At 53.4% G+C, this 21,629-nt stretch carries 22 protein-coding genes; 11 read left to right on the top strand and 11 right to left on the bottom strand.

Features of this window, described 5'->3' with window-relative positions; translation table 11 throughout:
• Positions 1-77: 77 nt before the first annotated feature.
• On the top strand, positions 78-1,178 hold the full coding sequence (gene dusB / locus Q31b_RS18115) for a tRNA dihydrouridine synthase DusB (protein ID WP_146601078.1): 1,101 nt from the start codon (positions 78-80) through the stop codon (positions 1,176-1,178).
• Positions 1,179-1,253: 75 nt separating this feature from the next.
• Here the strand turns inward: dusB and Q31b_RS18110 are convergent, their stop codons facing one another.
• Positions 1,254-2,540, bottom strand: coding sequence for an alkaline phosphatase family protein (locus Q31b_RS18110; RefSeq protein WP_146601077.1), 1,287 nt, complete (start codon positions 2,538-2,540; stop codon positions 1,254-1,256).
• Positions 2,541-2,542: 2 nt separating this feature from the next.
• Positions 2,543-4,204: an alanine/glycine:cation symporter family protein gene (locus Q31b_RS18105; protein WP_197171770.1), complete on the bottom strand. Its 1,662-nt coding sequence runs from the start codon at positions 4,202-4,204 to the stop codon at positions 2,543-2,545.
• 333 nt (positions 4,205-4,537) lie between these two features.
• Here Q31b_RS18105 and ychF point away from each other — a divergent pair, with 333 nt between their 5' ends.
• The 4 genes from ychF to lexA all read left to right on the top strand — a co-directional run bounded on the left by ychF (position 4,538) and on the right by lexA (position 7,843).
• The gene (gene ychF, locus Q31b_RS18100; RefSeq protein WP_146601076.1) at positions 4,538-5,629 is read left to right on the top strand and encodes a redox-regulated ATPase YchF; all 1,092 of its coding nucleotides are present in this window, start codon (positions 4,538-4,540) and stop codon (positions 5,627-5,629) included.
• Positions 5,630-5,663: 34 nt separating this feature from the next.
• Entirely contained in the window at positions 5,664-6,242 is a 579-nt protein-coding gene (locus Q31b_RS18095; protein WP_231617670.1) for a hypothetical protein, read from the top strand.
• Between the two features lie 101 nt (positions 6,243-6,343).
• Positions 6,344-7,123 carry an undecaprenyl-diphosphate phosphatase gene (locus tag Q31b_RS18090; RefSeq protein ID WP_146601075.1) on the top strand — a complete coding sequence of 260 codons (780 nt, stop codon included), beginning with the start codon at positions 6,344-6,346 and terminating at the stop codon, positions 7,121-7,123.
• A gap of 120 nt (positions 7,124-7,243) precedes the next feature.
• The gene (gene lexA, locus Q31b_RS18085; protein ID WP_146601074.1) at positions 7,244-7,843 is read left to right on the top strand and encodes a transcriptional repressor LexA; all 600 of its coding nucleotides are present in this window, start codon (positions 7,244-7,246) and stop codon (positions 7,841-7,843) included.
• On the opposite strand, the gene Q31b_RS18080 is transcribed toward lexA, so the two are convergent.
• The 3 genes from Q31b_RS18080 to Q31b_RS18070 are packed head-to-tail and all read right to left on the bottom strand — an operon-like array spanning position 7,840 to position 11,272.
• Positions 7,840-8,157: a hypothetical protein gene (locus Q31b_RS18080; protein ID WP_146601073.1), complete on the bottom strand. Its 318-nt coding sequence runs from the start codon at positions 8,155-8,157 to the stop codon at positions 7,840-7,842. The genes lexA and Q31b_RS18080 overlap by 4 nt on opposite strands.
• A gap of 27 nt (positions 8,158-8,184) precedes the next feature.
• A complete protein-coding gene (locus Q31b_RS18075) occupies positions 8,185-9,534 on the bottom strand; it encodes a sigma-54-dependent transcriptional regulator (protein WP_146601411.1) in 1,350 nt (449 codons plus the stop codon).
• A gap of 19 nt (positions 9,535-9,553) precedes the next feature.
• Positions 9,554-11,272 carry a sensor histidine kinase gene (locus Q31b_RS18070; RefSeq protein ID WP_146601072.1) on the bottom strand — a complete coding sequence of 573 codons (1,719 nt, stop codon included), beginning with the start codon at positions 11,270-11,272 and terminating at the stop codon, positions 9,554-9,556.
• 463 nt (positions 11,273-11,735) lie between these two features.
• Between Q31b_RS18070 and Q31b_RS29090 the strand changes: the two genes are divergently transcribed.
• The 5 genes from Q31b_RS29090 to Q31b_RS18040 all read left to right on the top strand — a co-directional run bounded on the left by Q31b_RS29090 (position 11,736) and on the right by Q31b_RS18040 (position 16,690).
• Positions 11,736-11,873, top strand: coding sequence for a hypothetical protein (locus Q31b_RS29090; protein ID WP_231617722.1), 138 nt, complete (start codon positions 11,736-11,738; stop codon positions 11,871-11,873).
• 546 nt (positions 11,874-12,419) lie between these two features.
• Positions 12,420-13,112 (top strand): hypothetical protein, encoded by a 693-nt coding sequence (locus Q31b_RS18055; protein WP_146601070.1) that lies wholly within the window; start codon positions 12,420-12,422, stop codon positions 13,110-13,112.
• 342 nt (positions 13,113-13,454) lie between these two features.
• Positions 13,455-14,930, top strand: a complete 1,476-nt coding sequence (locus Q31b_RS18050; protein WP_197171767.1) for a VWA domain-containing protein — start codon at positions 13,455-13,457, stop codon at positions 14,928-14,930.
• On the top strand, positions 14,923-16,113 hold the full coding sequence (locus Q31b_RS18045) for an ARPP-2 domain-containing protein (protein WP_146601069.1): 1,191 nt from the start codon (positions 14,923-14,925) through the stop codon (positions 16,111-16,113). Before Q31b_RS18050 ends, Q31b_RS18045 begins: the two co-directional genes overlap by 8 nt.
• 40 nt (positions 16,114-16,153) lie before the next feature.
• Complete coding sequence (locus Q31b_RS18040; protein WP_231617669.1) at positions 16,154-16,690, top strand: AAA family ATPase; 537 nt, start codon at positions 16,154-16,156, stop codon at positions 16,688-16,690.
• Here Q31b_RS18040 and Q31b_RS18035 read toward each other — a convergent pair.
• The 6 genes from Q31b_RS18035 to Q31b_RS29675 form a co-directional block, all read right to left on the bottom strand.
• Positions 16,656-17,888, bottom strand: a complete 1,233-nt coding sequence (locus Q31b_RS18035; protein WP_146601068.1) for a hypothetical protein — start codon at positions 17,886-17,888, stop codon at positions 16,656-16,658. The genes Q31b_RS18040 and Q31b_RS18035 overlap by 35 nt on opposite strands.
• A 30-nt stretch (positions 17,889-17,918) precedes the next feature.
• The gene (locus tag Q31b_RS18030) at positions 17,919-18,311 is read right to left on the bottom strand and encodes a hypothetical protein (protein WP_146601067.1); all 393 of its coding nucleotides are present in this window, start codon (positions 18,309-18,311) and stop codon (positions 17,919-17,921) included.
• Between the two features lie 152 nt (positions 18,312-18,463).
• Complete coding sequence (locus Q31b_RS18025) at positions 18,464-19,180, bottom strand: OmpH family outer membrane protein (protein WP_231617668.1); 717 nt, start codon at positions 19,178-19,180, stop codon at positions 18,464-18,466.
• 508 nt (positions 19,181-19,688) lie between these two features.
• A complete protein-coding gene (locus Q31b_RS18020) occupies positions 19,689-19,976 on the bottom strand; it encodes a hypothetical protein (protein ID WP_146601066.1) in 288 nt (95 codons plus the stop codon).
• Positions 19,977-20,135: 159 nt separating this feature from the next.
• Positions 20,136-20,603 carry a rhodanese-like domain-containing protein gene (locus Q31b_RS18015; RefSeq protein ID WP_146601065.1) on the bottom strand — a complete coding sequence of 156 codons (468 nt, stop codon included), beginning with the start codon at positions 20,601-20,603 and terminating at the stop codon, positions 20,136-20,138.
• An 18-nt stretch (positions 20,604-20,621) separates the two neighbouring features.
• Complete coding sequence (locus tag Q31b_RS29675; protein ID WP_146601064.1) at positions 20,622-20,909, bottom strand: poly(ADP-ribose) glycohydrolase domain-containing protein; 288 nt, start codon at positions 20,907-20,909, stop codon at positions 20,622-20,624.
• Between the two features lie 215 nt (positions 20,910-21,124).
• Here Q31b_RS29675 and Q31b_RS18005 point away from each other — a divergent pair, with 215 nt between their 5' ends.
• On the top strand, positions 21,125-21,607 hold the full coding sequence (locus tag Q31b_RS18005) for a hypothetical protein (RefSeq protein WP_146601063.1): 483 nt from the start codon (positions 21,125-21,127) through the stop codon (positions 21,605-21,607).
• The last annotated feature ends 22 nt before the right edge of the window (positions 21,608-21,629 follow it).

Below are 21,629 nucleotides of genomic sequence, written 5' to 3'. Positions count from 1 at the left end.
GCGACTCATCCGGAATCGCATCCGGGACGAAATCATGTCGTCGCAGTTTGGGCTAAAGTTGCGGAAGTTAGAAGAGCATGCGAAGCCCACGCGATGAACGGCCCCGCCTGTCTTTTTCCTTTTTTCGTTGGAGAGAAACGATCGCCATCCCCGCTGCTCCACTTCAAATCGGTGATCTCGTCATCGATCCACCTATTTTGCAAGCACCGATGGCCGGGTTTACGAACGCGGCCTTTCGGCAAATAGTACGTCAGTTTGGCGGTAGCGGGTTGCTCGCAACCGAGATGGTGAATGCTCGTGGCTTTGTCTGGCTTGACGAGAACGAAGCAGAGCATCCCGATCGATTGTGGGGCGTCGCCGAAGAGGCTCGACCGTTGGCGGTCCAGATCTGGGACAACGATGCCGAGACGATGGCCAAAGTTGGTCGTCGTCTGGTTGACGAATACCGCGTCAGCGTCGTCGATATCAATTTCGGCTGTCCGGTTCGCCAAGTCACCGAAAAAGCTCATAGCGGCAGCTATTTGCTGCGTGAGCCACAGCGAATGTTCCACATCATCCATCGACTTGTCAAAGCATGTAATCCGACGCCAGTAACCGCAAAGATCCGTTTGGGCTGTTCCCCTGAGAGTATCAACTGCAATGAGATCGCTAAGGTGGTCGAAGAAGCGGGGGCGGCGGCATTAACCGTCCATGGTCGAACCGCAAAAGATATGTTCCGTGGCAATGCCGATTGGGAACGAATTAGTGAAATCAAGCAGCACCTCCGAAACATCCCTCTGATTGGAAACGGGGATCTTGATTCCGCTGAAAAGGTGGTGGCGGCTTTTCAGAACTACAACGTCGACGGAGTCATGATCGCGCGAGCTTGCTTGGGTCGGCCGTGGCTCTTTTCCCAAGCCGCTGCGGCGCTCAAAGGTGATCCGGTGCCACCCGAACCAACGTTGGCCGAGCAACGTGACGTCATGTTGCACCATTTCCGTTTAGTCGTCGATCGTTTCGGTGAAGAGAAGGCGACCGTGTTGATGCGCAAATACGCTTGCTGCTACGCCCAAGGAAAACGCGGAGCACGCCACTTTCGAACGCACGTGGCAAGGGTTTCGACGGCGGCTGAGTTCCATCAAGTGGTCGACGAACACTTTCCGTCGGAGCCAATTTTTAGCAACTCAGCCGCTTCTTAGGACGGTAAAAAAAACGGCTTTTGAGCACGCGATGGCACAACCCGATCAACGTCCCAACGTTTTGACAGCCCTGCCTTAACCCTGCCTTCGAAGTCGCTCTTGAACATAGCTTGAAAAACCACACATTTCGGTTGGCAAATCTCCAGAACCGATAATTAACGGACCGCGATCCGGTGCCGTCATCAAGCCATGGCTACCACGAACGAGAGACGGGTCGAGCGGAATAATGTCCATGGAATAGCGAAATCCGAGTTTCTTTCGAACCAGTTTTCGCATCGCCCGAAACTTGCTCGTCATAAAAAGTTCACAAGGGTCGTAGCCTGGTTTGCGATGGATGTCGACCGTTCGTGCAAAGTCAGGAGCAACATCATCGTTCAGCCAATAGTAGTAGGCAAACCAGGCGTTTGGTTTGGCCAAACAGATCAGCTCGCCACTGCGCGGGTGATCGAGCCCGAGTTCTTCCGCAGCCACCACTCGGTCCACTCCCGGCACGCTTTGCAGCTTGGCCTGTACTTCCTCCATCTGTTCCGGTTGGCGAACGTAGACATGAGCGAGTTGATGATCGCAGACTGCGAACGCATCACATTCGCCCGGGATCATCATCTCGCCGAACGGTCCGCTGCGGATCTTCAGCCATCCCTCGCGTCTTAGTTCTCGATTGAGGAACACAGGTTGATCGACCGCTGTCAGTCCGTACTCCGAGACAATGACGACTTCGGTATCCACGTCTGCGGCAGCATCAATAATCGTCTTGGCACACTCGTCCACTTCACGGACTCGGGACATGCTTGGCTCCGAAAACCGCTGGAAATCGTAATCGAGATGGGGGAGGTAGACGAGCGACAATTCGGGCCGTTTTTCGCGGAGTACGATCGACGCTGCATCGGCGATCCAGCGAGAACACGCCAGCCCCGAATGGGGGCCCCAAAACGTAAAAAACGGGAATGGCCCTAGACGCTGCGTCAAGCAGCACTCCGTGAAGTCGAGAATGTCGAATACTTTCGAACCGTCGCATCCATAATGCGGTTTCGGCGTTGCGCTATATTGAACGGGTGCTGATTGGTTAAACCACCAAAACAGTTTTGCTGTCTCAAAGCCTTCGTAAAACTTTTTTCCTTGCACGAGCGAGTTAGCTTGTTGCCAAAACCGAATCTCTTGGGTGTCGCGGTAATACCATCCGTTGCCAACGATTCCGTGATCTCGCGGAAGGGAACCGGTCAACATTGTTGCTTGACACGTTGACGTAACGGCAGGCAATGGACTTTTCCATGGACTCACGTTCCCGGCCGCGGCAATGTTGGGTGCTTCGCTGAGGAGCGATGGCGTCAAACCAACAACATTGATCACACAGACTCGATTCACGTCTACTTCACCCGTTCGAATTTGCCGCTCTTGTACTTATCCCAGTAAGAATCGAGTTGTCTCTTGACGATGCCGCTAAGTAGGAAAACACCGAGCAGATTCGGTAGGCTCATCCCCAGAATCATCAAATCGCTGAAGGCCAAAATGTTGCCACGCGTGACGATCGATCCGAGCAGAGTAAACACTAAGAACATTCCTTTGTAAATCAGTGATGTGCGGACCCCGAACAATTGGACCCAGCATCGTTCGCCGTAATAAGACCAGCTAATGCAAGTTGAGTAGGCGAACAGGACGACCGCCGCGTACAAGATGTACTTAAACCATTCGTGGCCGCCCATTCGAAACGCGTACAGCGTCACTTTGGCCCCTTGATCCGCACCGATTGCTGACGCCAATTCCGGGGCTTCATAGGCACCGGTGACAACGACGACGAGAGAGGTGATTGTACAAACGACAACGGTATCAATAAACGGTTCCAATAGCGCGACGATACCTTCGCTGACCGGTTCGTCCGTTTTTGCGGCGGAGTGGGCGATCGCAGCCGAACCGACGCCTGCCTCATTGCTAAACGCTGCCCGTTTGATTCCGATCACAAGCACTCCCAAAAAGCCACCATACATTGCTTGGGGTGCAAAGGCTTCGGTTACGATCGTCACGATCGCAGCTGGAATTGACGTAAGGTTGTGAAGCAAAATATAGAGTGCTGCTAAGACGTAAGCGATGCACATGAAAGGAACGATTCGCCCCGCAACCGCACCGATGCTCTTGATCCCGCCGATGATAACGACACCAACGGCAACCGCCATCACCAAGCCGTAGATCCAAGGCATCGTTTCCAAGGCTGGGATCTCGTCACGAACCGTTGCCAGCGACTGGCCGACTTGGAAAGCGTTCCCGCCTCCGAAACTGGCTCCAATACATAGGACCATAAAGACGACTGCCAAGACTCGCCCAAGTGGTTCGAGTCCAATGTCTTTCAAACCGCTGTGAAGGTACCGCATCGGGCCACCGATGACATGGCCATCATCGTCGGTGACGCGGTAAAGTTGTCCGAGGGTACATTCGGTGAATTTTGCCGACATGCCGAGAATTCCGACCACCATAATCCAGAGGGTTGCACCGGGGCCGCCGGTGCCGATCGCGATTGCGACGCCAGCGATATTCCCCAAACCGACCGTCGCCGACAATGCTGCAGCCAAAGCTTGGAAGTGAGTCACCTCGCCCGGTTCGCCTGGTGAATCGTAAACGCCACGAGCCAAATCGATGGCATGACGAAACGCGCGGAAATTAATAAAGCCCATGCGAATCGTCAGGAACACGCCGCCTGCGAGCAGCCAGACGACGACAAACGGGATACTGGTCTGCGTCCATTTCCAGTTTTTCGTGCCAAAATCAAAGAAGATCGCTTTTGCCACAGGCGTGACGACGTAGTCGCCGAACCATGTGTCAATCTGCGTCATCCAATTCGAGTCAGCATCCTCAACCGCCGACTTCTCGGCCACGTTATCCTCAACCGCCGACTTCTCGGCCACGTTTTCGGCTGGCGGTGAATCGCTCGGTGGCGTCCCGTTTTGGCCAAACGTCAAGTTGGAACCGAGACCGACGAAAAGAAAGACGAAAAGAAAAACGAATAGCAAGAGAGGGGATAAAAAGGCTCGATGCATTGATCAGTTTTTTGAAAATTGGCGCTAAAACGGGTTAGGGTTCGGCGGTCTGCCCTCAAGATCGTAACAGATTTTCGCCGGCTTTACCCGAGGGTTATCGTGCTTGCTTGAACCGTCTGCCCAGGGGACTGCGAGTTGACGGGTTGCGCGGCCCGCTGGGCGATGGGGCGAGCGGCCCGCTGGGCACGCGGTTTAACCCCCTTCGAGCAATGGCGTTTGCTTGATACCATCTTGTCGAATTCGGTAGTCTCGGCTGCAAAAAAATCACCGAAATCAACGAAATGTTATTTTTTAAACACATCTGTACATAAATCATTAGGTTGTTCCCAGGCGATGGAAGCTGGAATTGTTGGGTTGCCAAACGTAGGCAAAAGCACGCTTTTCAATGCACTTACCTGCTCGAAATCGGCACAAAGTGAGAATTATCCGTTCTGTACAATCGAACCTAACGAAGGCATCGTCAGTGTTCCCGATGCTCGATTGACCCAGATTACGAAATACATTGTGCCGCAGAAAACGATTCCAGCGATGTTAAAGTTGGTCGACATTGCGGGCATTGTCAAAGGCGCAAGTGAGGGGCAAGGGCTAGGAAATAAATTTCTAAGCCATATCCGTCAAGTCGACGCGATCGTTCAAGTCGTGCGCTGTTTCGAAGATGACGATATCACGCATGTCGCTGGAACCGTTGACCCGCTGTCGGATATCGAAACGATCGAAACCGAACTCATGCTGGCCGATATCCAAACACTTGAAAACTCACTCAGCAAAGCACAGCGTAGTGCCCGCAGCGGCGACAAGGAAGCGAAATTACGAGTCGCTGTGATCGAAAAGTGCAACGAGCATTTGGCGAAAGATTTACCGCTTCGCACCCTCGAGCTGAGCGAACCGGAAGCCGCCGCGATCTCAAGCTACGGGCTGATGACGGCCAAGCCGGTCCTCTACGTGGCGAATGTCGACGAAAATGATTTGGAAGGTAATGATCCGCTCGTCGAAAAAGTCCGCGGCTATGCGGAAGCCTCCGGTGCTGGGGTCGTATGTGTTTGCGCAAAGCTAGAAGCCGAAATCGCCGAACTCGAGGAACCCGATCGCAGTGAAATGTTGACCGACATTGGACTCGTCGAGCCGGCTCTGAACCAAATTGCTCGCGAGACCTATCGCACGCTTGGCTTGCAAAGTTACTTTACCGCGGGTGAAAAAGAGGTGCGCGCGTGGCCTGTCCCCATCGGGGCGACCGCTCCCCAAGCCGCAGGCGTCATTCACAGCGATTTCGAACGAGGTTTTATTCGTGCCGAAATCTACACGCTTGACGACTTGGAAAACTACAAGAGTGAGAAAGAGATTCGGCAAGCGGGCAAATTGCGGGTCGAAGGAAAAGCGTACGTGATGCAAGACGGAGATATTTGCCACTTTCTGTTCAATGTTTAGTCGCGGTTACTTCCCGATCCTTCCTGAGAAATCTATGAATAAAATGTTAATACCAATACTCTTTGCAATTGGAACCGCATGTTTTTGGGGCTGCTATGGACCTGCAATCGGCAACGCACAATCGCCTCGCGGCGTTGATGGTCGCCCCCTGCTTCCGCCCGAAGGTTGGACCCCGTTTAAACCCTACGTGTTTATCGGAATCGCTTATTTGGTCATCGCAATCGCTGGCGGTTTGCTGATGATGAAAGTAAAAGGCGACAGCTTCCAATACGGTGGGGCTCATTTTCCAACCTTGAAATGGGGATTCCTTGCTGGAACACTTGGGGCATTCGGTGCATTGTGTTTGACGACCGCGATGATGACCAGCAAAGGCAATGCTTTGTTGGTGATGCCGATTGTCTTTGGAGGGGCAGTTTCGATTACCGCGCTCGTTTCGGTGGTCCGTCTGCACGCAGGGACAACGGTGAGTCCGATGCTTTGGCTGGGTATGCTGTTGACGGTGACCGGAGTTATTCTCGTGGCTCGCAATACGCCACATGGCCACGTTGTCGTAAAACCCACCGCGCCAACGGCTGACGTTTCCGAGCCTCCCGCTGCTCAGCGGATTGATTGACGCATCCGGGCTCCGTCCGAAGCGGCTGTCGGTTTTTGCAGCGAAACTCGCCAAGGGTTTCGGCAACGGTTTAAAAGCACATTACGGAAGATAGATCTGACGTGTTACAAACAATCATCTTGGCGATTATTCAGGGAATCGCAGAGTTTTTGCCCATCAGCTCCTCGGGGCACCTCGTCATTGTCGGGGCGATGATGGGTGAATTGAGCGAATCGCCCACGATGGAGATCATTCTTCACGCCGGAACGCTAGGGTCCATCTTGGTGGTCTACTGGAAACGGATTCTCAAGCTCTTAACCAGCGATCGCCGTGTCATAGGTTTGATGGTCGTTGGAACCATCCCAGCGGTGGTCATCGGATTGACCATCAAGCAAAACTTCGAGTATTTGCTGAGAAGTCCGCTACTTGTTGGTGCGATGCTAATCGTTACCGGAATCTTTTTGATCGTACTCGGACGACTGAAGCCTCGCGATGGTGAGTATCAGAAACTCTCGATGCTCGGCGCCTTGACGATTGGCTGTTTCCAGGCCTTCGCCATCCTACCCGGGGTAAGCCGTAGCGGTTCGACTATTTTGGGCGGACGACTACTCGGACTTAAAAACGATGACTCCGTGACCTTTTCGTTCCTGCTCGCCATTCCAGCCATTTGTGGTGCAACCGTACTGGCCTTGAAGGACCTTGTCGAACAGCGAGAATCGGGTTCGCCGATGATGTACAGCAACCTCGAGTTGATCGTCGGAGCGGTTGTTGCGTTCCTGGTCGGTATTTTGGCTCTGAAATGGCTGATTCGTTGGAGCCGCCTCGACCGCCTGCACTGGTTCGCTTTTTGGTGTATTCCAATGGGGTTGATTGTAGTGATCTGGACTACTATTTTTAATTAGTAGTGAAAACGCCCAAGCTTTTGTTGTGGACGAGCGTTTACCTTGTGGTACAATCGAGCACACGCAGAAAAACACTCGTTTGTCGTCTATGACAAGAATATAAAAGGTAGGTAGCATCCTATGTCGTCTCAATTGACCGACCGGCAGCAAAACGTATACAACATGATTCGCGACTTGATCGTGAAACGCGGGTACGGTCCGACGGTTCGCGAGATCGGCGAGCATTTTGAGATCAAGAGTCCTAATGGGGTGATGTGCCATCTTCGCGCTTTGGAGCGGAAAGGTCTGATAACGAGAAGCCCTAACAAATCGCGAGCGATTGAATTGACCAATGCTGCGGATCGTAGCGGCAATAGCTTGCCACTTGGCGGCATTGTATCGGGAATTCCCGCGCCGCTCGTGTTCGAGCAGAACGACCGGATTGACTTCAGCGAGATGATCTTTGAAGACAACCGATTCGCGCTTCAGGTTTCGGGTGATTCGATGATTGATGCGTCGATCCGAGATGGAGACTATGTGATCGTCGAGCGCTGTGAGCATGCCTTACCGGGACAAATGGTTGTCACCGAGAACCACCTTGGCGAATCGATGCTCTGTTATTGGCATCCCGAGCCGAGTCGAGTGCGTTTGCAGCCTGCGAACAAAGCGATTGAACCAACCTATGCAACCGATGTTAAAGTGATCGGAATTGCGGTAAGCTTGGTTCGTCCTGCCCTCTAAGCATTGTGCCACCCAATCGACCCGTAGCCGCGTCTCTCCGAGACGCGAAATCCTCTCAGCAACCACATCTCTCCAAGACGCGAAACCGCCTCGTATCCGCGTCTCTCCGAGACGCGAACTCCTCTCAGCAACCACATCTCTCCAAGACGCGAAATCCTCTCAGCAACCACATCTCTCCGAGACGCGAAATCGCCTCGTAGCCGCGTCTCTCCGAGACGCGAACTCCTCTCAGCAACCACATCTCTCCAAGACGCGAAACCGCCTCCGTAGCCGCGTCTCTCCGAGACGCGAACTCCCGTGTCTCGGAGAGACACGGCTACGAGGATTGCGGTGCGACGGTCTTAGCCCGCTAACTTCTTTTCTTCAGCGGCGTTCACTTTGTTATAGAGCGTCTTCAAGCTGACGCCGAGTTCTTCCGCAGCTGCAGCTTTATTGCCATCATGCCTTTGCAGTGAACGCTCGATCGCGACCATTTCAATCTCGCGCAACGACATCGGTTCACTTTCACGCAGTTCCTTTCTCAACTGTCGCTTACCGAAATGTCGCGGTAAGTCCTCGGTGCCAATTGGGAACTTGTCACAGAGAATCGCTGCGTGCTCAACAACGTTCGCCAGTTCCCTCACATTGCCTGGCCATTGATGAGCTTCGAGTTCTGCCGCAGCTTCGGCTGTAAACAATTGATCGTCCGCACCGTCGGTGCGATGACGGCGAAGCAGATGAATCGCCAGCGGCATGATATCTTCGACACGGTCACGCAGCGGCGGAACTTCAATTTCGAACGTATTGATTCGGAACATAAGATCTTCGCGGAACGTTCCCTCTTGAGCCATGGCTTCCAGGTCGCGGTGTGTCGCACAAACAACTCGCACATCGACGTGGACGGTTTGATTGTCACCGAGTCGTCGGATGTCGCCTGTTTCCAAGACTCGCAACAACTTAGCCTGCATCGCGAGCGGCAATTCGCCGATTTCGTCTAGAAAGATCGTTCCTCCATCGGCGACTTCGAATAATCCGACCCGCGCCGCATCGGCTCCCGTAAACGCTCCTTTGCAATGACCGAACAATTCACTTTCAATCAAGTTCTCTGGCAAGGCACCGCAATTGATGGCAACGAGCGGTTGGTCGGCTCGCAGGCTTGCTTGGTGAACCGCCCGGGCCACCAATTCTTTTCCGCAGCCGGTTTCGCCTCGAATCAATACGGTGCTTTCGGTCGGAGCCACCTTGCCAATCAGATTGCGCACGGACTGCATCCGCTTCGCATCGCCGATCATCTTGTTGTCACCCTCTGCCCGTTTGAGCCGATGCTCGAGAGCGACCAATTGACGTTTGTTCTGTTGTCGTTCGGCCACGCGTCCTAGCAGCCCCGAGATATCGACCAACCGGCAGGGTTTCGTCAAATAGTCAAAGACTTGATAGTGGACCGCCGCAATCGCCGTCTCGGTCGTAGGTTTACCCGTCATGATGACGACTTCGATTTCCGGTCGCAATTCGCGTGCTTTGGCAATGACTTCGATGCCATTCATGCCCGGCATATTCAAGTCGACTAGCAAACAATCGAACGGTTCTTTTTCGAGTGCTGCGACCGCTGTCAAACCATCGGGGCAGACGGTGACATTGTAGCCGAAGCGAGGCAACTCGGATCGAATCAGCTCTTGCAAGTTCTTTTCGTCGTCTGCGAACAAGACATGCATCGCAGGCCGCTTGGGTTGCTTAGGCTGCTTTGATTGACTCATGGTTCCATTCCGTTGTGTTTAGTTCAAGTGTGTTCGGTTCAAGTGTGTTCAGGTCGGATCTATTCGAATCTGATTCGATATCGCGAGGTGCGGCCGCTTGGCAGGGAAGCAAGAGTTGCAGTCGCGACCCGCAGCCCTCGCCATCGCTTTGAGCGATAAGTGAACCACCATGTTGAGAAACAATGCGATAGGTAATGCTAAGTCCCAAACCCGTTCCGGTTCCATCGCGACGGCGAGTAAAAAATGGTTCAAACAAATGCTGCAGCACCTCGGCCGACATTCCACATCCGTTGTCTTGGACAGCGACGCAGGCGTTGCATCCGACTTGTTTGATATAGATGTCGACTGCACCGTCGGTGTCAACACTCTCTAAAGCATTGGTAATCAAGTTCAGAATGACTTGGCGAATCTCTTGAGCGTTTACATGCGCGAACACATCACCGACTTGATGGGTTCGCATCGTTTTGCAGCGATACTTACCTACCTTGCTGACCATCGCAACGATCTCTTCGACAAGCTGTGTTAAGTTGGTAGTCGATCGTTGCACGTCACCTAAGCGGCTGAAATCGAGCAACCGTTCGGTGATCCCTTTGCATCGAAACGCTTCCTCTTGGATGCGTCTCAGATTCAAACGCATCGCGGTAAGGAGCTCATTATCGATGGCAGCCGATCCACTGGCAAATCCGACGGTTTCCTCGACGCGAGATTCAAGAGACTCGGCACTCCAGGCAATCGTGGCTAGCGGATTGTTGATCTCGTGAGCTACCCCCGCAGCCAGGAAACCGACACTCGCCAATTGTTCGTTTTGAATCACTTCCCGCGATCGTTCTCGGACTTGGCGATCCAAATCGGAATTCACCGATTTCAATTCGCCAAGTGTCGTCTTGAAGCGTTTAGTCATATCATTCATGGCCATCGCCAATTCGTTTAGCTCATCATTGGTCCCTAAATCGATCCAATGGCTCAGTTGTCCCTTGGCGACCAAACGCGATCCATCTAAAAGCGTTTGAAACGGCTTGACGACCAACGAATGCAGCGACCACAGCAACACGCCAACGACGATCAAGGAAATGATGGTACACACCCAAGCCACGCCGATCCACGTTCGGTATTGACCGCGAACGTCTTGGCTAAACTCAGCCAACTCCGAGTGCGTGTTAGAGAGGTGTTCTTGAGTCAGCTCGACCAACGAATCAAGCCGACGCGACAATTCGCTTTTGCCATTATAATCCAAGCTGCGAGGGCTCCGGTGAAAGGCGACAAGTTCGGCAACCGATTGGTCGATCTTATCCAAACTGAAGCGTTGGTGGTCGGCATCGATCAACAAATTGGATCCTTGATGGATTCCGGAAATCGCATCTCTGTAGAGCTGGATGCGAACCCTTAGGTCGAACATCGTTTGTGCGTAACGACATTGTTCGAGTTTCGACATCGGATTATCCAATAGCCCGGCATCGATCATGCCGCCATTGAGAATCATGTCGTTCATGCGACTGTTGCTGTCGCGAAGCGTCTCTGCCAAGCGATTCAAATCGTTTGCATGGGGCATCTCCTCCGCCCGCTGGCTGACCGAATTCGCCAGACTTCGATAGCCGTAAAGCCCCCAAAAACCACTGAAAGCCAGCAGCAAAACGATCGAGGTCAACAAGCCGAGTGCGACTACAAGTTTTGTTCGAATTGATCGCCGACGTAACACGCTAGCACCCTCCCTGGTTCAAAATGCAGAAAGCATCCCGCCTTCTGCCATCGAAAGCTTATCGAGAAGTTCGTATGGCGTAAAGACGAGTTCGGTTGCGGGGGAGTTGGGAGTTGGGAGTTGGGAGTTGGGAGTTGGGAGTTGGGAGTTGGGAGTTGGGAGTGGGGAGTGGGGAGTGGGGAGTGGGGAGTGGGGAGTGGGGAGTGGGGGGGGGAAATTCTGAATGGGGGTAAGGGGGCGGTCCGCGCTGATCGAGCACCAAAGCACCTACCCCAGCGAATCTCACCCAAACTCTTACCAGACGATCTTAAATCAGAACGCTCGTGAATAATCCGGGCTAACGCTCGCCAAGTGTTCGCATCCATGGAACGCTGCGGGGATACTCAGCTATCCCTTCGATCCACTTTGACGGAATTCCGGCTTCCCCAACGCCGGCACCGACGAGATCATTGCAAATTGCAAAATGAACATTGCAAAGGGTTCATTGCTTGGTGGGCAAGACGGCGGAAGCCGTGAAAAAAACAATGAACAGGAAAAGCAGATTGCGAAGCAAAACTGCAATTGGATTGACAGTTGGAACCTTGGTAGTGGATCTTGTTAAAGATCCTTGTTGCGACGGATCTTTAACAAGATCCACTACGGCAAATGTAATTGCAAATTGTGGATTGCCGTGCTACTTCGGTGCTGTCTTTTTGCGTTTTGCTTTGCTGAGGTAGACGGTATTCTTACCGGTCTTCGAGGCGTTGATGACTGCCGCGCAGAGCGTCGCTTCGTAGGCGGCGTCGAGGACCAATTTGGCGAAACCGGTCCATTGATCGGCGGTTTGCCCGTGGGGTCAAAATAATCGAACGAGCGTTTAGGTTGGTAAAATCGGAGGTTGTTTTGTCATGTACGGTCGAATTCTAGGTCGAGAGCGAACCCAAACTCAGCGATGTTGATAAAAAGTCGGTTCGAAATACCCGCACCGTGCAGCAGGTCCTCAATCGAATTCGACCGAGACAAGCGTTGGAAATGCAAAAGAAATAGACATGCAAATGCAGCGTGGCGACGCGATTGCGGTGGGACGTTGACCAAGCGGCGTTCGGCGTGACATACTAACGGGCTGAAATGCCTTCAAGTCGCCGCATGTCGCTAAGGAAGCGTGCCGATGTACGAATCAGACCAAATGCCCAGCGTTCGCAACGATGTTGAAGCGAAGAACCGACGCGAAGCCGTCAAGAAACTGATCGAGGGAAACCCGACGCTCAAAGAACTGTACGACCCAGGACCCAACGACGATGGTAAGGGCGGTTGGGTCAACGCGATCAAGGACCAACACAGACAGGTTTATCGATTGCTGTTCTACATCGATCGATTGCCGTTGGGGATCGAATGGAAAGACAAGGAATCGTACGAGATCCTTTACGGTGAAATTGGCGAGAACGACGAACCCAACTTTCCTCGCGCGCTATTCACGACCACCGGTGCGATCAACTTGATGCGAGATTCGATCCCAGGACCTCCTTTCGCGATCGCGATCAATACCAATTCACTGGAAATCGTTCCGTTTGAGCTAGAAGGTGACTTATTGACGGCCCCGCTTCTCAAACGAGGCATCGCCTATGTCTGTGCCTTCGACGGAAAAGAGCAAGGGCTCCGGATCTTGGACTTAAGGGAATACAGCGAGATCTATTGCAGTAAGGATCAACAAGAGATCCAAGTCCGGAATGAAAACACCGTAATCGTCGGCGATACAAAATTAGTTCGCGCGTTTTACTTGAAGTACATCGTCAGGCGGGCCGAACCCGAGGCGATCGACCCGAGAGACGCCGCCAACCGGATGCTCGGCGAATCAGATTGACCAACTTGCGTTGAGGCATCAACGCTGGTAGCGCAGCATTCCGGAAGCCACGCGTCGATACGATCGAAGCAAGCCACCCAGGCGTTCGGCCGTTTCGATTACCGCATCCATGATTGGCGGTCGATCCATGGGCACGATGGCCAAATCGTTTGCGACATCCCAGTGAACCTTTCGGTTGACGTGGGTGCTCTCTGTTAGGAGTTGGTATATTGTTCTTGGTTCGTCCGTGGGACTTTGGGGCAACTTCCGCGTTAGCCTCTGAAGCTGAAGAGCACGTTGTCCCATGTTATTCCCCGGACGAGCCGCTTTTCTTTTACAGCACCTACAACTGTGGAGAACGCTTTGCAAACCCGTGATGAGTTGTACGCCGCTCAGAAAGAGGCGAGCGAGCGGGAAGATTTGATCCTGTTCATCAATACGTGCTTCGCGGCGACTGGGCAAACGGAATACTACTCCAGTCGAAGTTGCGGGCAGGTGTCCATCGACTTTCTGCACCGTTATGTGCTGGCGAACTACCGCACCGTCTATCGGCGTGTGCTGGCGGCGGGAGTGAACGATTTCAACCGGGCTCGCATGGTGTTGAATCTTCTCGCTGCGGGAGCCCCCACGGACAAGGCGGGACGTGATGAAGAGGGCAAACTGCTTTCGGCGACGCTGCGGGGGTTACCGGCCAATCGCGTCTTTGCGTTGTTTGCACGCTTGCGTAAAGCCAAGATCAACAACCGACGAAGCCGGGCGGTCGTTCGCGACTATCTCAGATGGCGATCCAATCCTGCTTTCGATGCCGTGAAATACCGAACCAAAGTTCGTGTCGCCGCTCGTCACGCCCATCTCGACCTCGGTCGAGAGATAGGACATTTCTTGTTTAGGTTGAAGGACCAAAAACACTTTGAGACGCCTTTGTTCGATTCGTTCTTGCGTGCTCATTATTCCAAGCAAGCGGTTTACGAATTGCCTTACTCGGTCGCGGAGGGATTCGCATCGCGTCACGAAATTCCCAGGCTAGAGTTCTTGCGGAAAATCGAACCGCAGATGACGCATGCTGAAAAGCAGCGTATGCAGTCGACTGCCGAACGAGTTGGCATTGAAAAGCCGATCAGCGATATGTCTCGCACACCGCTCACCAAGCTAGCGACGTATGTGATCGGTTTACCGATCGAGCAACGCCGCAATCGGGTGGCGGAACTACATGACGCATTGAATGCGGCGGCGGAAAAAGCATTGCGAAAACGACCTCTGAACATCGGCAAGGTCGCTGCGGTTTTGGACCGCAGTCGATCGACGTGGGGATCGCGAGAACGACGACGGCGGCCGTTGGCAGTCGCCGTCGCCGTCCACTACCTGCTGGCCGCCAGTGCGAACGAGATGCGGTCGTTTTGGTCGCCGTCTCGTATCGACGACTCGACTGCGGTGGCGGCACACGATCATGTGCTCTTGGTCGAAGCCGGTGGGCAAACCGATTTGGGATCGCCGCTTCTCGCGGCGATCGAGTGGCAACCCGACAACATCATCATTGTTTCCGACGGTTACGAGAATGCACCGGCCGATGCCGTGGCCCAGATCGTTCACGCTTACCGTAAGCGGCTTTCACGAACCCACCCGATCGCCTTTATTCATGCCAATCCCGTGTTCGATCCAGATCACTTTTCGCCGAAACCGCTGGGCGGTTCGTTGACCACGATCGGACTTCGCGATGCAGAGGATCTCGGTGCCTCACTGGGGTTTGCAAAATTTGCATCCGGCGAAGCCTCACAAACACAACTCGAAACCTACCTCGGAAAGCTCTCGGCGGATTTAATCGGGGACAGTCATGTCTGATCGAGCAAGAGTGTTGAAAGGTCTGCAACTCGACGGTCTCACGATGGCTCCGCCACAGGTGTTGGGTGGAGTGCGTTTGGTGCCCCTCCTCCGCGATAGTCAACGTGACGACTTGCGGTTGTCACGCCGTGTTTATCCGGAAAACTTCGCCTGTGTGGAGGTTGATCCCAAGACCGTCTACACCAGCTATGTTCCACATGGATTGGTTGCCAATTGGACGACCGACGGTGGAGCCGTTTATGGATCGCAGATGTCCCAAGCGGCGAAGAAGAAAGATGGAAAGTCGTATGGACAATTCATCACGGCCCGGAATATGAGTTGCAGGGGTCTTCGCAAGATGGCTCGGCGGGAAGGCAAGACGCAACTGCGGTTCCTGCCGTTGCATGTCGCGATGGAAGGTTTGCTGGCTTTGCACTTCGGTGGCCCCGACATCGCGTGGACGGAGTATTCCACCGCCGTCATGCGAAGTGGGCTCTCACCTCGAAGTGAAACCGTTGTGTCCGGTGATCAGATCGCCGGTCTCGACGATGCACTGCGTCTGTTCGAGATTCACGAAAACCAAGTTGGCATGTTGATATTCGTTTCGGACGACTTGGCGTCGGCGTTCGTCGTGCCACATCGTGATGACTACGCCGCCTTGCATCACACACTGATCACCGACTTTTACGGCGAACTGATTTGGCAGTACGGGTTTTACGCGACCGAGAATAGGATCGCCCCCGAGCCGATTGACGTTGATTCGATTGACTCCATCGCCGACCTGCGCCGGGAAATCGATGCACTGCGAACCCGATGGAGCGAAATGAACGCGATGATGGCGCCGGCGATGATTAACCGAGTGTATCGCAGCGAGCGTGTGTACCGTTTCAAGCCGTTCAACTTAGAGCGTTTTATTTCCGATTTGGATCCGTCTGCCGAGAACCATATCGGCGAAGCGATCTATGCTGACGACGGAACGCTGCAGTATATGAAGACCTACCGACTGTCGTCATCGCAGACACGTCGGGCGTATTTGCTGAGCCAACTTGCTGGGCACGATTGGAACCTTGAACTTTGTGCTCTGGCGCTGGGCTGCCGTAAGAATGAGTTGATCCTGCGTCTCGAAAACGCCGGTTTCGGCTACATGCTGCACCAGCACGTCTTGGATGGTGCGAGGGCAAAGGAAAAACGATTGCTGAGTTGATCGTACGCGAGAATTGGTTTCTGCGGGCCGTTACCCGTTCATGGATAACGATTTGATCGAGTTGATCCGGTCAGCAGGAGACCGCGAGGCACTTGACCGAGCAATCCATGGCGATTTTCCTGGTGCCCGCGTTCACATCCACACAACCGATTTTGGGATGCAGTTGAAGTTGACTCAGCCAGGCATGCTGCGTGACTTAACCGCTGCGGAACTCTCGGACGGCACGCTTCGTTTTCTATTATTGGTTGCAGCCCTGCTAACGCCACGTCCACCCGAGTTGATGGTGCTCAATGAGCCGGACAACAGTCTCCATCCTGATCTCGTTCCCGCGTTCGCACGTCTCATCACTCTGGCTGCCGAGCGGAGCCAAGTGATTGTGGTAAGCCATAGCCAGCCCCTCGTCGAGCAACTCGAGTCGGACGAGATTTGCGCCTCCTCCGACTTGAAAAGCGACTCGGTGAAACGATCATGCAAGATGCAAACCTGCTCAGTCAATGCGGCTGGAATTGGCCGGCGCGATGAACAGGGGAGTTTCGTGGAAGTCACTTCATTAAACGAAGTAGCTCATCTCGAATAATCTCGCCCGATTCCCTGATCTTATCTGAGCTAATATCAAATCGGGTGTATGAGGATGATCTCCCAGTTTCCGTATAGCGACTTTCCATGTTGATATTGATGCCTTCTGCTCTGAACCTGAGTTTCTCGATTCCAGATTCTCGAAGCACGATCTCAACAGCATCCTGCATCGATTCCCGACTGTTGGCGTGCGGAAGCGCTTCGATCAACAGTTTGCACGCTTCCCTCAGTTTGTCTGGGTTCCACTTCCCAATCTTGTCCTCGAATACTTCAGAACCAAAAAGGCAATCCGCAATGCCATCGAACTCGCATGTTCTTTCATCCAAATTGGCTACCAGTTGGTTTAGAAGTTCTGCATTTGGTTGTTCGCGAAACTGGCGGATCGCTGCGAAGTAGGCTTTCAACTCCGAGTCGCCTGGCGTATGACTCGCCTTGAGCAATGACCGCAGCGGTTCCGGATGAAGTGCATCTTTTGCGTCAATTTCGTTTTGACGTTCATCTTCCTCGGTGGAAGCCAATGGAAACCGCTTCAGTTCCCCGGCATCCGATGGGTCCGAAAGCCTAAGAAATCCCTCGCGAACAAGAAGATGGTCAATTTGCTTTGGCTTTTCTTTCTTCTTGGAAACGTGTGCAAAGAATCTCAACATGCGTATTTGATCCTTGTCGACAATCGTGAACCAACTCCACCCCTCGGTCCAATGCATCACCTCGCCTAACCCCCAACCATCGGTGAAACCATGTTGGTTTCCGAAATCGGCTAGAATGGCGTCCACTTTTTCAGAATCACGCATATCCGTATTTGTTGGCAAGGTCTCCCGGTGCATTGCGAATGTTGAGAACCCACGGTTGCCCATCGCGATGAGTGCAGCGTACCGCTCTTTACTTCCTCCAAACCCAAGACTCTCGTCGAACACATTGAGACGAACCGGAGTGGTTTTATTGTCCGAAGCCAGAAATTCTCCTTCCTGGTAGCCGCCAGTGGTCACGACCTCTTTTAGTTCACCGACCCAATGTCGCTTCAGCGTCCAACTGTGTCCCTTTTTCGTTCCGCCCCCAGACATCTCGACGAGCTTCTCAGCCAAAGCCGTATTCACGCTTGCGTCATTTTGTGTGGGCTCCTCCGCTGCCGACAAGGATGACAACAAGGCCGACACAACGACGAGGGAATGAATGAAAGGCAAACGAAGTTGTTTGAGCATAATGATGGTAATCTCCTGACCGGCAGCTCACTAATCCATTCCCAAATCATAGACGAAGTTGGCGGTGGGCGTGACCGCTTCTTTCTTGACGCCGAGCTGTTCGACGATGATCAGTTGTAGCACGTTCCAAATGTCGGTGGCGTTCCATGAGTTTTGTCGCTCGGACAGTTTTGCGTAATTCATAGCGGCGATTTGGGTGACCCGACCTCGATAGTCGGTCAAGATTTTTGCCGGGAAGCGTTGGAATGGTTTTGTACCGGTTGCGGGAACCAGACCGACAAAAACAATCGTCAAGAACCCAAAGAAAGCACCAAGACCTAGCGCATTGTCCGCGGCGAATGTGGAATAACAAAACCAGCTCGCCGTTGCGGTAAGCAGAATCGACGTTTGCGTCATCCAATGCGGCCGTTGGAGTGGTGGCATCCTGAGATCCATTTCGGTTCCGAGTTTGGCCCACAATCGCAGGCGTCCTCTCAGCGGTAACGCGTCGGCAATTTTCCACGATGGGCGAATCCGTCTCACTTAGGTAGTGGCCGCCAACGGTTTGCTGACCAACATGATTAGCGTGCATAAGGTCAACGGTTGGTGTCCGACGATGGGTTAACGATGGTTGCAAATTGCGACCTGTTCGTCTGTTCTTTCAAATACTGCAACACCGTGTTGGTCATGTTAACGGTACTGTCGTGATAGACGACGTTTCTCATGATACCACGGGTGACGGAATCGTTTTGCTCCGAATCGATGTCTTCGCTGTTAAAACGCAGTACCAGGTTGATGTTGTTGCGGGTCGCAATGGCCCGCACTACTGCAGTCATTCGCTGATAACTGTCGTAATAAGTTTTGGCCTCGGCGTCACTGAGCTCTCTATGTTTGTAAATTGTGTACGACCGCAATGCCGATTCCAGATTCGCCACATATTCTTCTTGTCTGGCGTAGTCGGCCGTACCGACCTTCAGTGTCTTTAGTTGCTCCACGGACTGTTTCAAGGTGTCTCGCTTTTGTTTGAGTTCGGCCTTGTGTTTTTCCAAGTCGGCTTCGAGCTTGCTGATTTGTGCTTTGATCGCTGGTAGATTCTTAAGAATGTAGGTGACATCGATCAGCGCAACGCGGTGACCGGGTGGATGCGTTGACGCCGCTTGCTGGGCCGAAACCGGTGCGGGAGCCAAAACAAAACCCGCAAGCGTGGCAAACGCGATCGCAGCCTTGCCAAACCATCGCAGCACCTCGCTCGATTGGTTTGAAGATTGCTCGAACCGTATTGAAGCCGTGGATGCGATAGAATTTGTCAACACGGTCTATTTCCTCCTGAATCATTTTGTTGGGGTCATCCTGACTTTCCGCAGATTGTTGAACTTGTTTGACGCGGAAATCCGTTCGAACACTCTGCACTGTTGGTGACGGCGAGCAGCGTGTCAAGAGCAAAGTATACCGTTCAGACAACTTCTCTACTTGATTGCGGGCTGTCGAGACGGTTTCGGCGAGGATGATTTCTAACGAAAGATGATCAACACTAGCTTGAAAGCGTTGAATAAACACGTCATCATTTTTTTGCGATCTGCCGTTCGCGTTTGAAGACGCGAGCATCCTTTGCTTAGCAATGCTTCCGAACTTGTCCCGCACTGCACCGGCATCCGCACGCTGGCTTTTAGCACAAATATCTCGTTCCGAGATCTGATCGGCTCCCTTGTAATACGATGCGAGGACTTCTAGCCCGGCGGATAGTTCATCAAAGCGAGGTATGTTGGGATGAGGTCACGGCGTCAACCGAAATGGTCCACTTGAAGTCGACGATGCTATTTCTTATCGGTTGCTTTGCGATGCACTTGAGAGCCACTGTCCGAAGGAGCCGTAGGCGTCGATGCGAAGTCGTTCCATCGTTTCTTTGCTGCTAAGTGCTTCCCTCGTTCCGATCAGTGGCTGAGTCGCCGGAGGCTGCTCGCTTGACCCGTCGGCGGAATGAAACACAGGTGCCACCTCGATCCCGAAGATCCAACCGCGGTTCAGTCCTGATTGTGCGCTGACCGCAACCTTTCGCCAGTGGCCCCCGGGAGGTTTTAGCCGTGCGCTGTAACGAGGGCTGGATCTCATCGTTTGGGATACCCAATCGGGCGATGCGACAACCAGAGTCGTAGATGATTGGTATGGCACCCCGGCCACCTCAAGCGACGTTCGTCATACCGTGGTTGCATCGCTGGGGATTTTACCGAGCGTGATTCAAGAAATTCACCTTCGTGTTGAGACGCCCCGTCAAGTTTTCACTTCGTATTGATCCGGCACCTGAAAGATTCGCCAGTACGGATGGACGGCGTTCGTGGCTTGTTTGTCAGGGGATTCGAGCGGTAACCCATCGCGGCACCAGCCCAGAATGCTGTCACGATAGTTCGTCGCGTCGACGCCTGCGGCGACCAGATTCCGGGCGTACAAATAACTGCGTCCACCTACGGTGCAGTAAACAACAACTTGCCGGTTTGCCAATTCCTCCACGCTGGCTTCGTATTCCTGCTGCGTCATCGCACCTGGAATTCGGGAGACTGCTTGTTCCGATTGGCTGCGAACGTCGACCAGCACCGGCCGCGAGTGATCTGAATTCATCGCAGCGTGAAGATCCGACGTCGTGATCGTTTTCACCCTCGGTCGTCCAAACAATCGACGTGTCGCTTCGATTGCTCCAAAGCCAAGATCGCAAAGCCGAATGATCAGATCACCGGGTGACATCAACCTCTCCTTTGCCGTTTAAAACGGGTCATACGCGAACACCCTCATCCCCATGCCCCCAATATACATCGGATCATCGAAAAGCGAGACGCACAACGCACTGGGGCGACAACGCGTTTCCTCTTGACCCGTCGTGTCCCGCATAAAACCATTACCAGGCACAAAGCCATTCGCGAAATTGAGAGCCAGGGGAAGATACCCTTCTGCGAATAGAGCATGGGCTGCGGCCCCTAAACAACGTGCGGGGATCGAGCAACCCGTTTCGGTTGCTGGTGCGGTAATAGGGCATAAGATCGCTCTCGGCATAGACGTTTTCCGGAAGTGCAATCATCATCGGATAGCTTTCGGTGCATCGGCAATCGGACGTTCAAAAATAAACCTCGGCAAAACAAACCGTTTTATCAAGGCCAAGCGAGACATTTATCCCTCCCTGACCCCGTTGTCCCTAAGTAAGTTGCTCCTCAGCAGGGCTAGGCCGGAGGCCGACATATCCGCTGTCGGTGGCGTGAGCCCTTCGATCCGTGGATAGTTACACCATCGCCCCACAGGCCGGAGGCCGACACATCCACTGCCGGTTGCGTGAGCCACCGGCAGTGGATGACAACCGAACCACTAGCCCGGAGGGCGACACACCCGCGATCGATGTATCGGCCTCCGGCCTCAGGCCTGAAAACAATGCGACGTCGGTCGAAGTGATCGATGATGTTCACGAATCGGCCCGTCGTCGGTACCGAGCAAAGAGGCCGAAGGAGGAATCCAATATCGCGTACAATCGCCGCCGTCATTTCGGCGAAACACCGTTCACGGTCATCATCAGAAAGCTCCGCCAGATTTCGCCTTTCGCACCGACTCCTTTCCTACACGGAAGGATCGTGTTGCGGCAGCGCCGCATCGGGCTCGAAGCGGTGAAATCGAATTTACCATACATGTCAACGACAATCGTTGTCGGTGGCAGAAGCTATCGCTGGTTCGGTGGCAAGTATCACGGCCATGCCAGTCTTTAAGACCAGGTGGCGGTAGATCCAA

Source organism: Novipirellula aureliae, assembly GCF_007860185.1.
Lineage (GTDB): Bacteria > Planctomycetota > Planctomycetia > Pirellulales > Pirellulaceae > Novipirellula_A > Novipirellula_A aureliae.
This window is presented reverse-complemented; position numbering and strand designations above follow the sequence as displayed.

Bases quoted from the DNA above. Each gene is read 5' to 3' on its own strand.
- dusB (WP_146601078.1), top strand. From the start codon at position 78: ATGCGAAGCCCACGCGATGAACGGCCCCGCCTGTCTTTTTCCTTTTTT.
- Q31b_RS18105 (WP_197171770.1), bottom strand. From the start codon at position 4,204: ATGCATCGAGCCTTTTTATCCCCTCTCTTGCTATTCGTTTTTCTTTTC.
- ychF (WP_146601076.1), top strand. From the start codon at position 4,538: ATGGAAGCTGGAATTGTTGGGTTGCCAAACGTAGGCAAAAGCACGCTT.
- Q31b_RS18095 (WP_231617670.1), top strand. From the start codon at position 5,664: ATGAATAAAATGTTAATACCAATACTCTTTGCAATTGGAACCGCATGT.
- lexA (WP_146601074.1), top strand. From the start codon at position 7,244: ATGTCGTCTCAATTGACCGACCGGCAGCAAAACGTATACAACATGATT.
- Q31b_RS18075 (WP_146601411.1), bottom strand. From the start codon at position 9,534: ATGCATGTCTTGTTCGCAGACGACGAAAAGAACTTGCAAGAGCTGATT.
- Q31b_RS29090 (WP_231617722.1), top strand. From the start codon at position 11,736: ATGAACATTGCAAAGGGTTCATTGCTTGGTGGGCAAGACGGCGGAAGC.
- Q31b_RS18055 (WP_146601070.1), top strand. From the start codon at position 12,420: ATGTACGAATCAGACCAAATGCCCAGCGTTCGCAACGATGTTGAAGCG.
- Q31b_RS18045 (WP_146601069.1), top strand. From the start codon at position 14,923: ATGTCTGATCGAGCAAGAGTGTTGAAAGGTCTGCAACTCGACGGTCTC.
- Q31b_RS18040 (WP_231617669.1), top strand. From the start codon at position 16,154: ATGGATAACGATTTGATCGAGTTGATCCGGTCAGCAGGAGACCGCGAG.
- Q31b_RS18035 (WP_146601068.1), bottom strand. From the start codon at position 17,888: ATGCTCAAACAACTTCGTTTGCCTTTCATTCATTCCCTCGTCGTTGTG.
- Q31b_RS18030 (WP_146601067.1), bottom strand. From the start codon at position 18,311: ATGCCACCACTCCAACGGCCGCATTGGATGACGCAAACGTCGATTCTG.
- Q31b_RS18020 (WP_146601066.1), bottom strand. From the start codon at position 19,976: ATGAGATCCAGCCCTCGTTACAGCGCACGGCTAAAACCTCCCGGGGGC.
- Q31b_RS18015 (WP_146601065.1), bottom strand. From the start codon at position 20,603: ATGTCACCCGGTGATCTGATCATTCGGCTTTGCGATCTTGGCTTTGGA.
- Q31b_RS29675 (WP_146601064.1), bottom strand. From the start codon at position 20,909: ATGCCGAGAGCGATCTTATGCCCTATTACCGCACCAGCAACCGAAACG.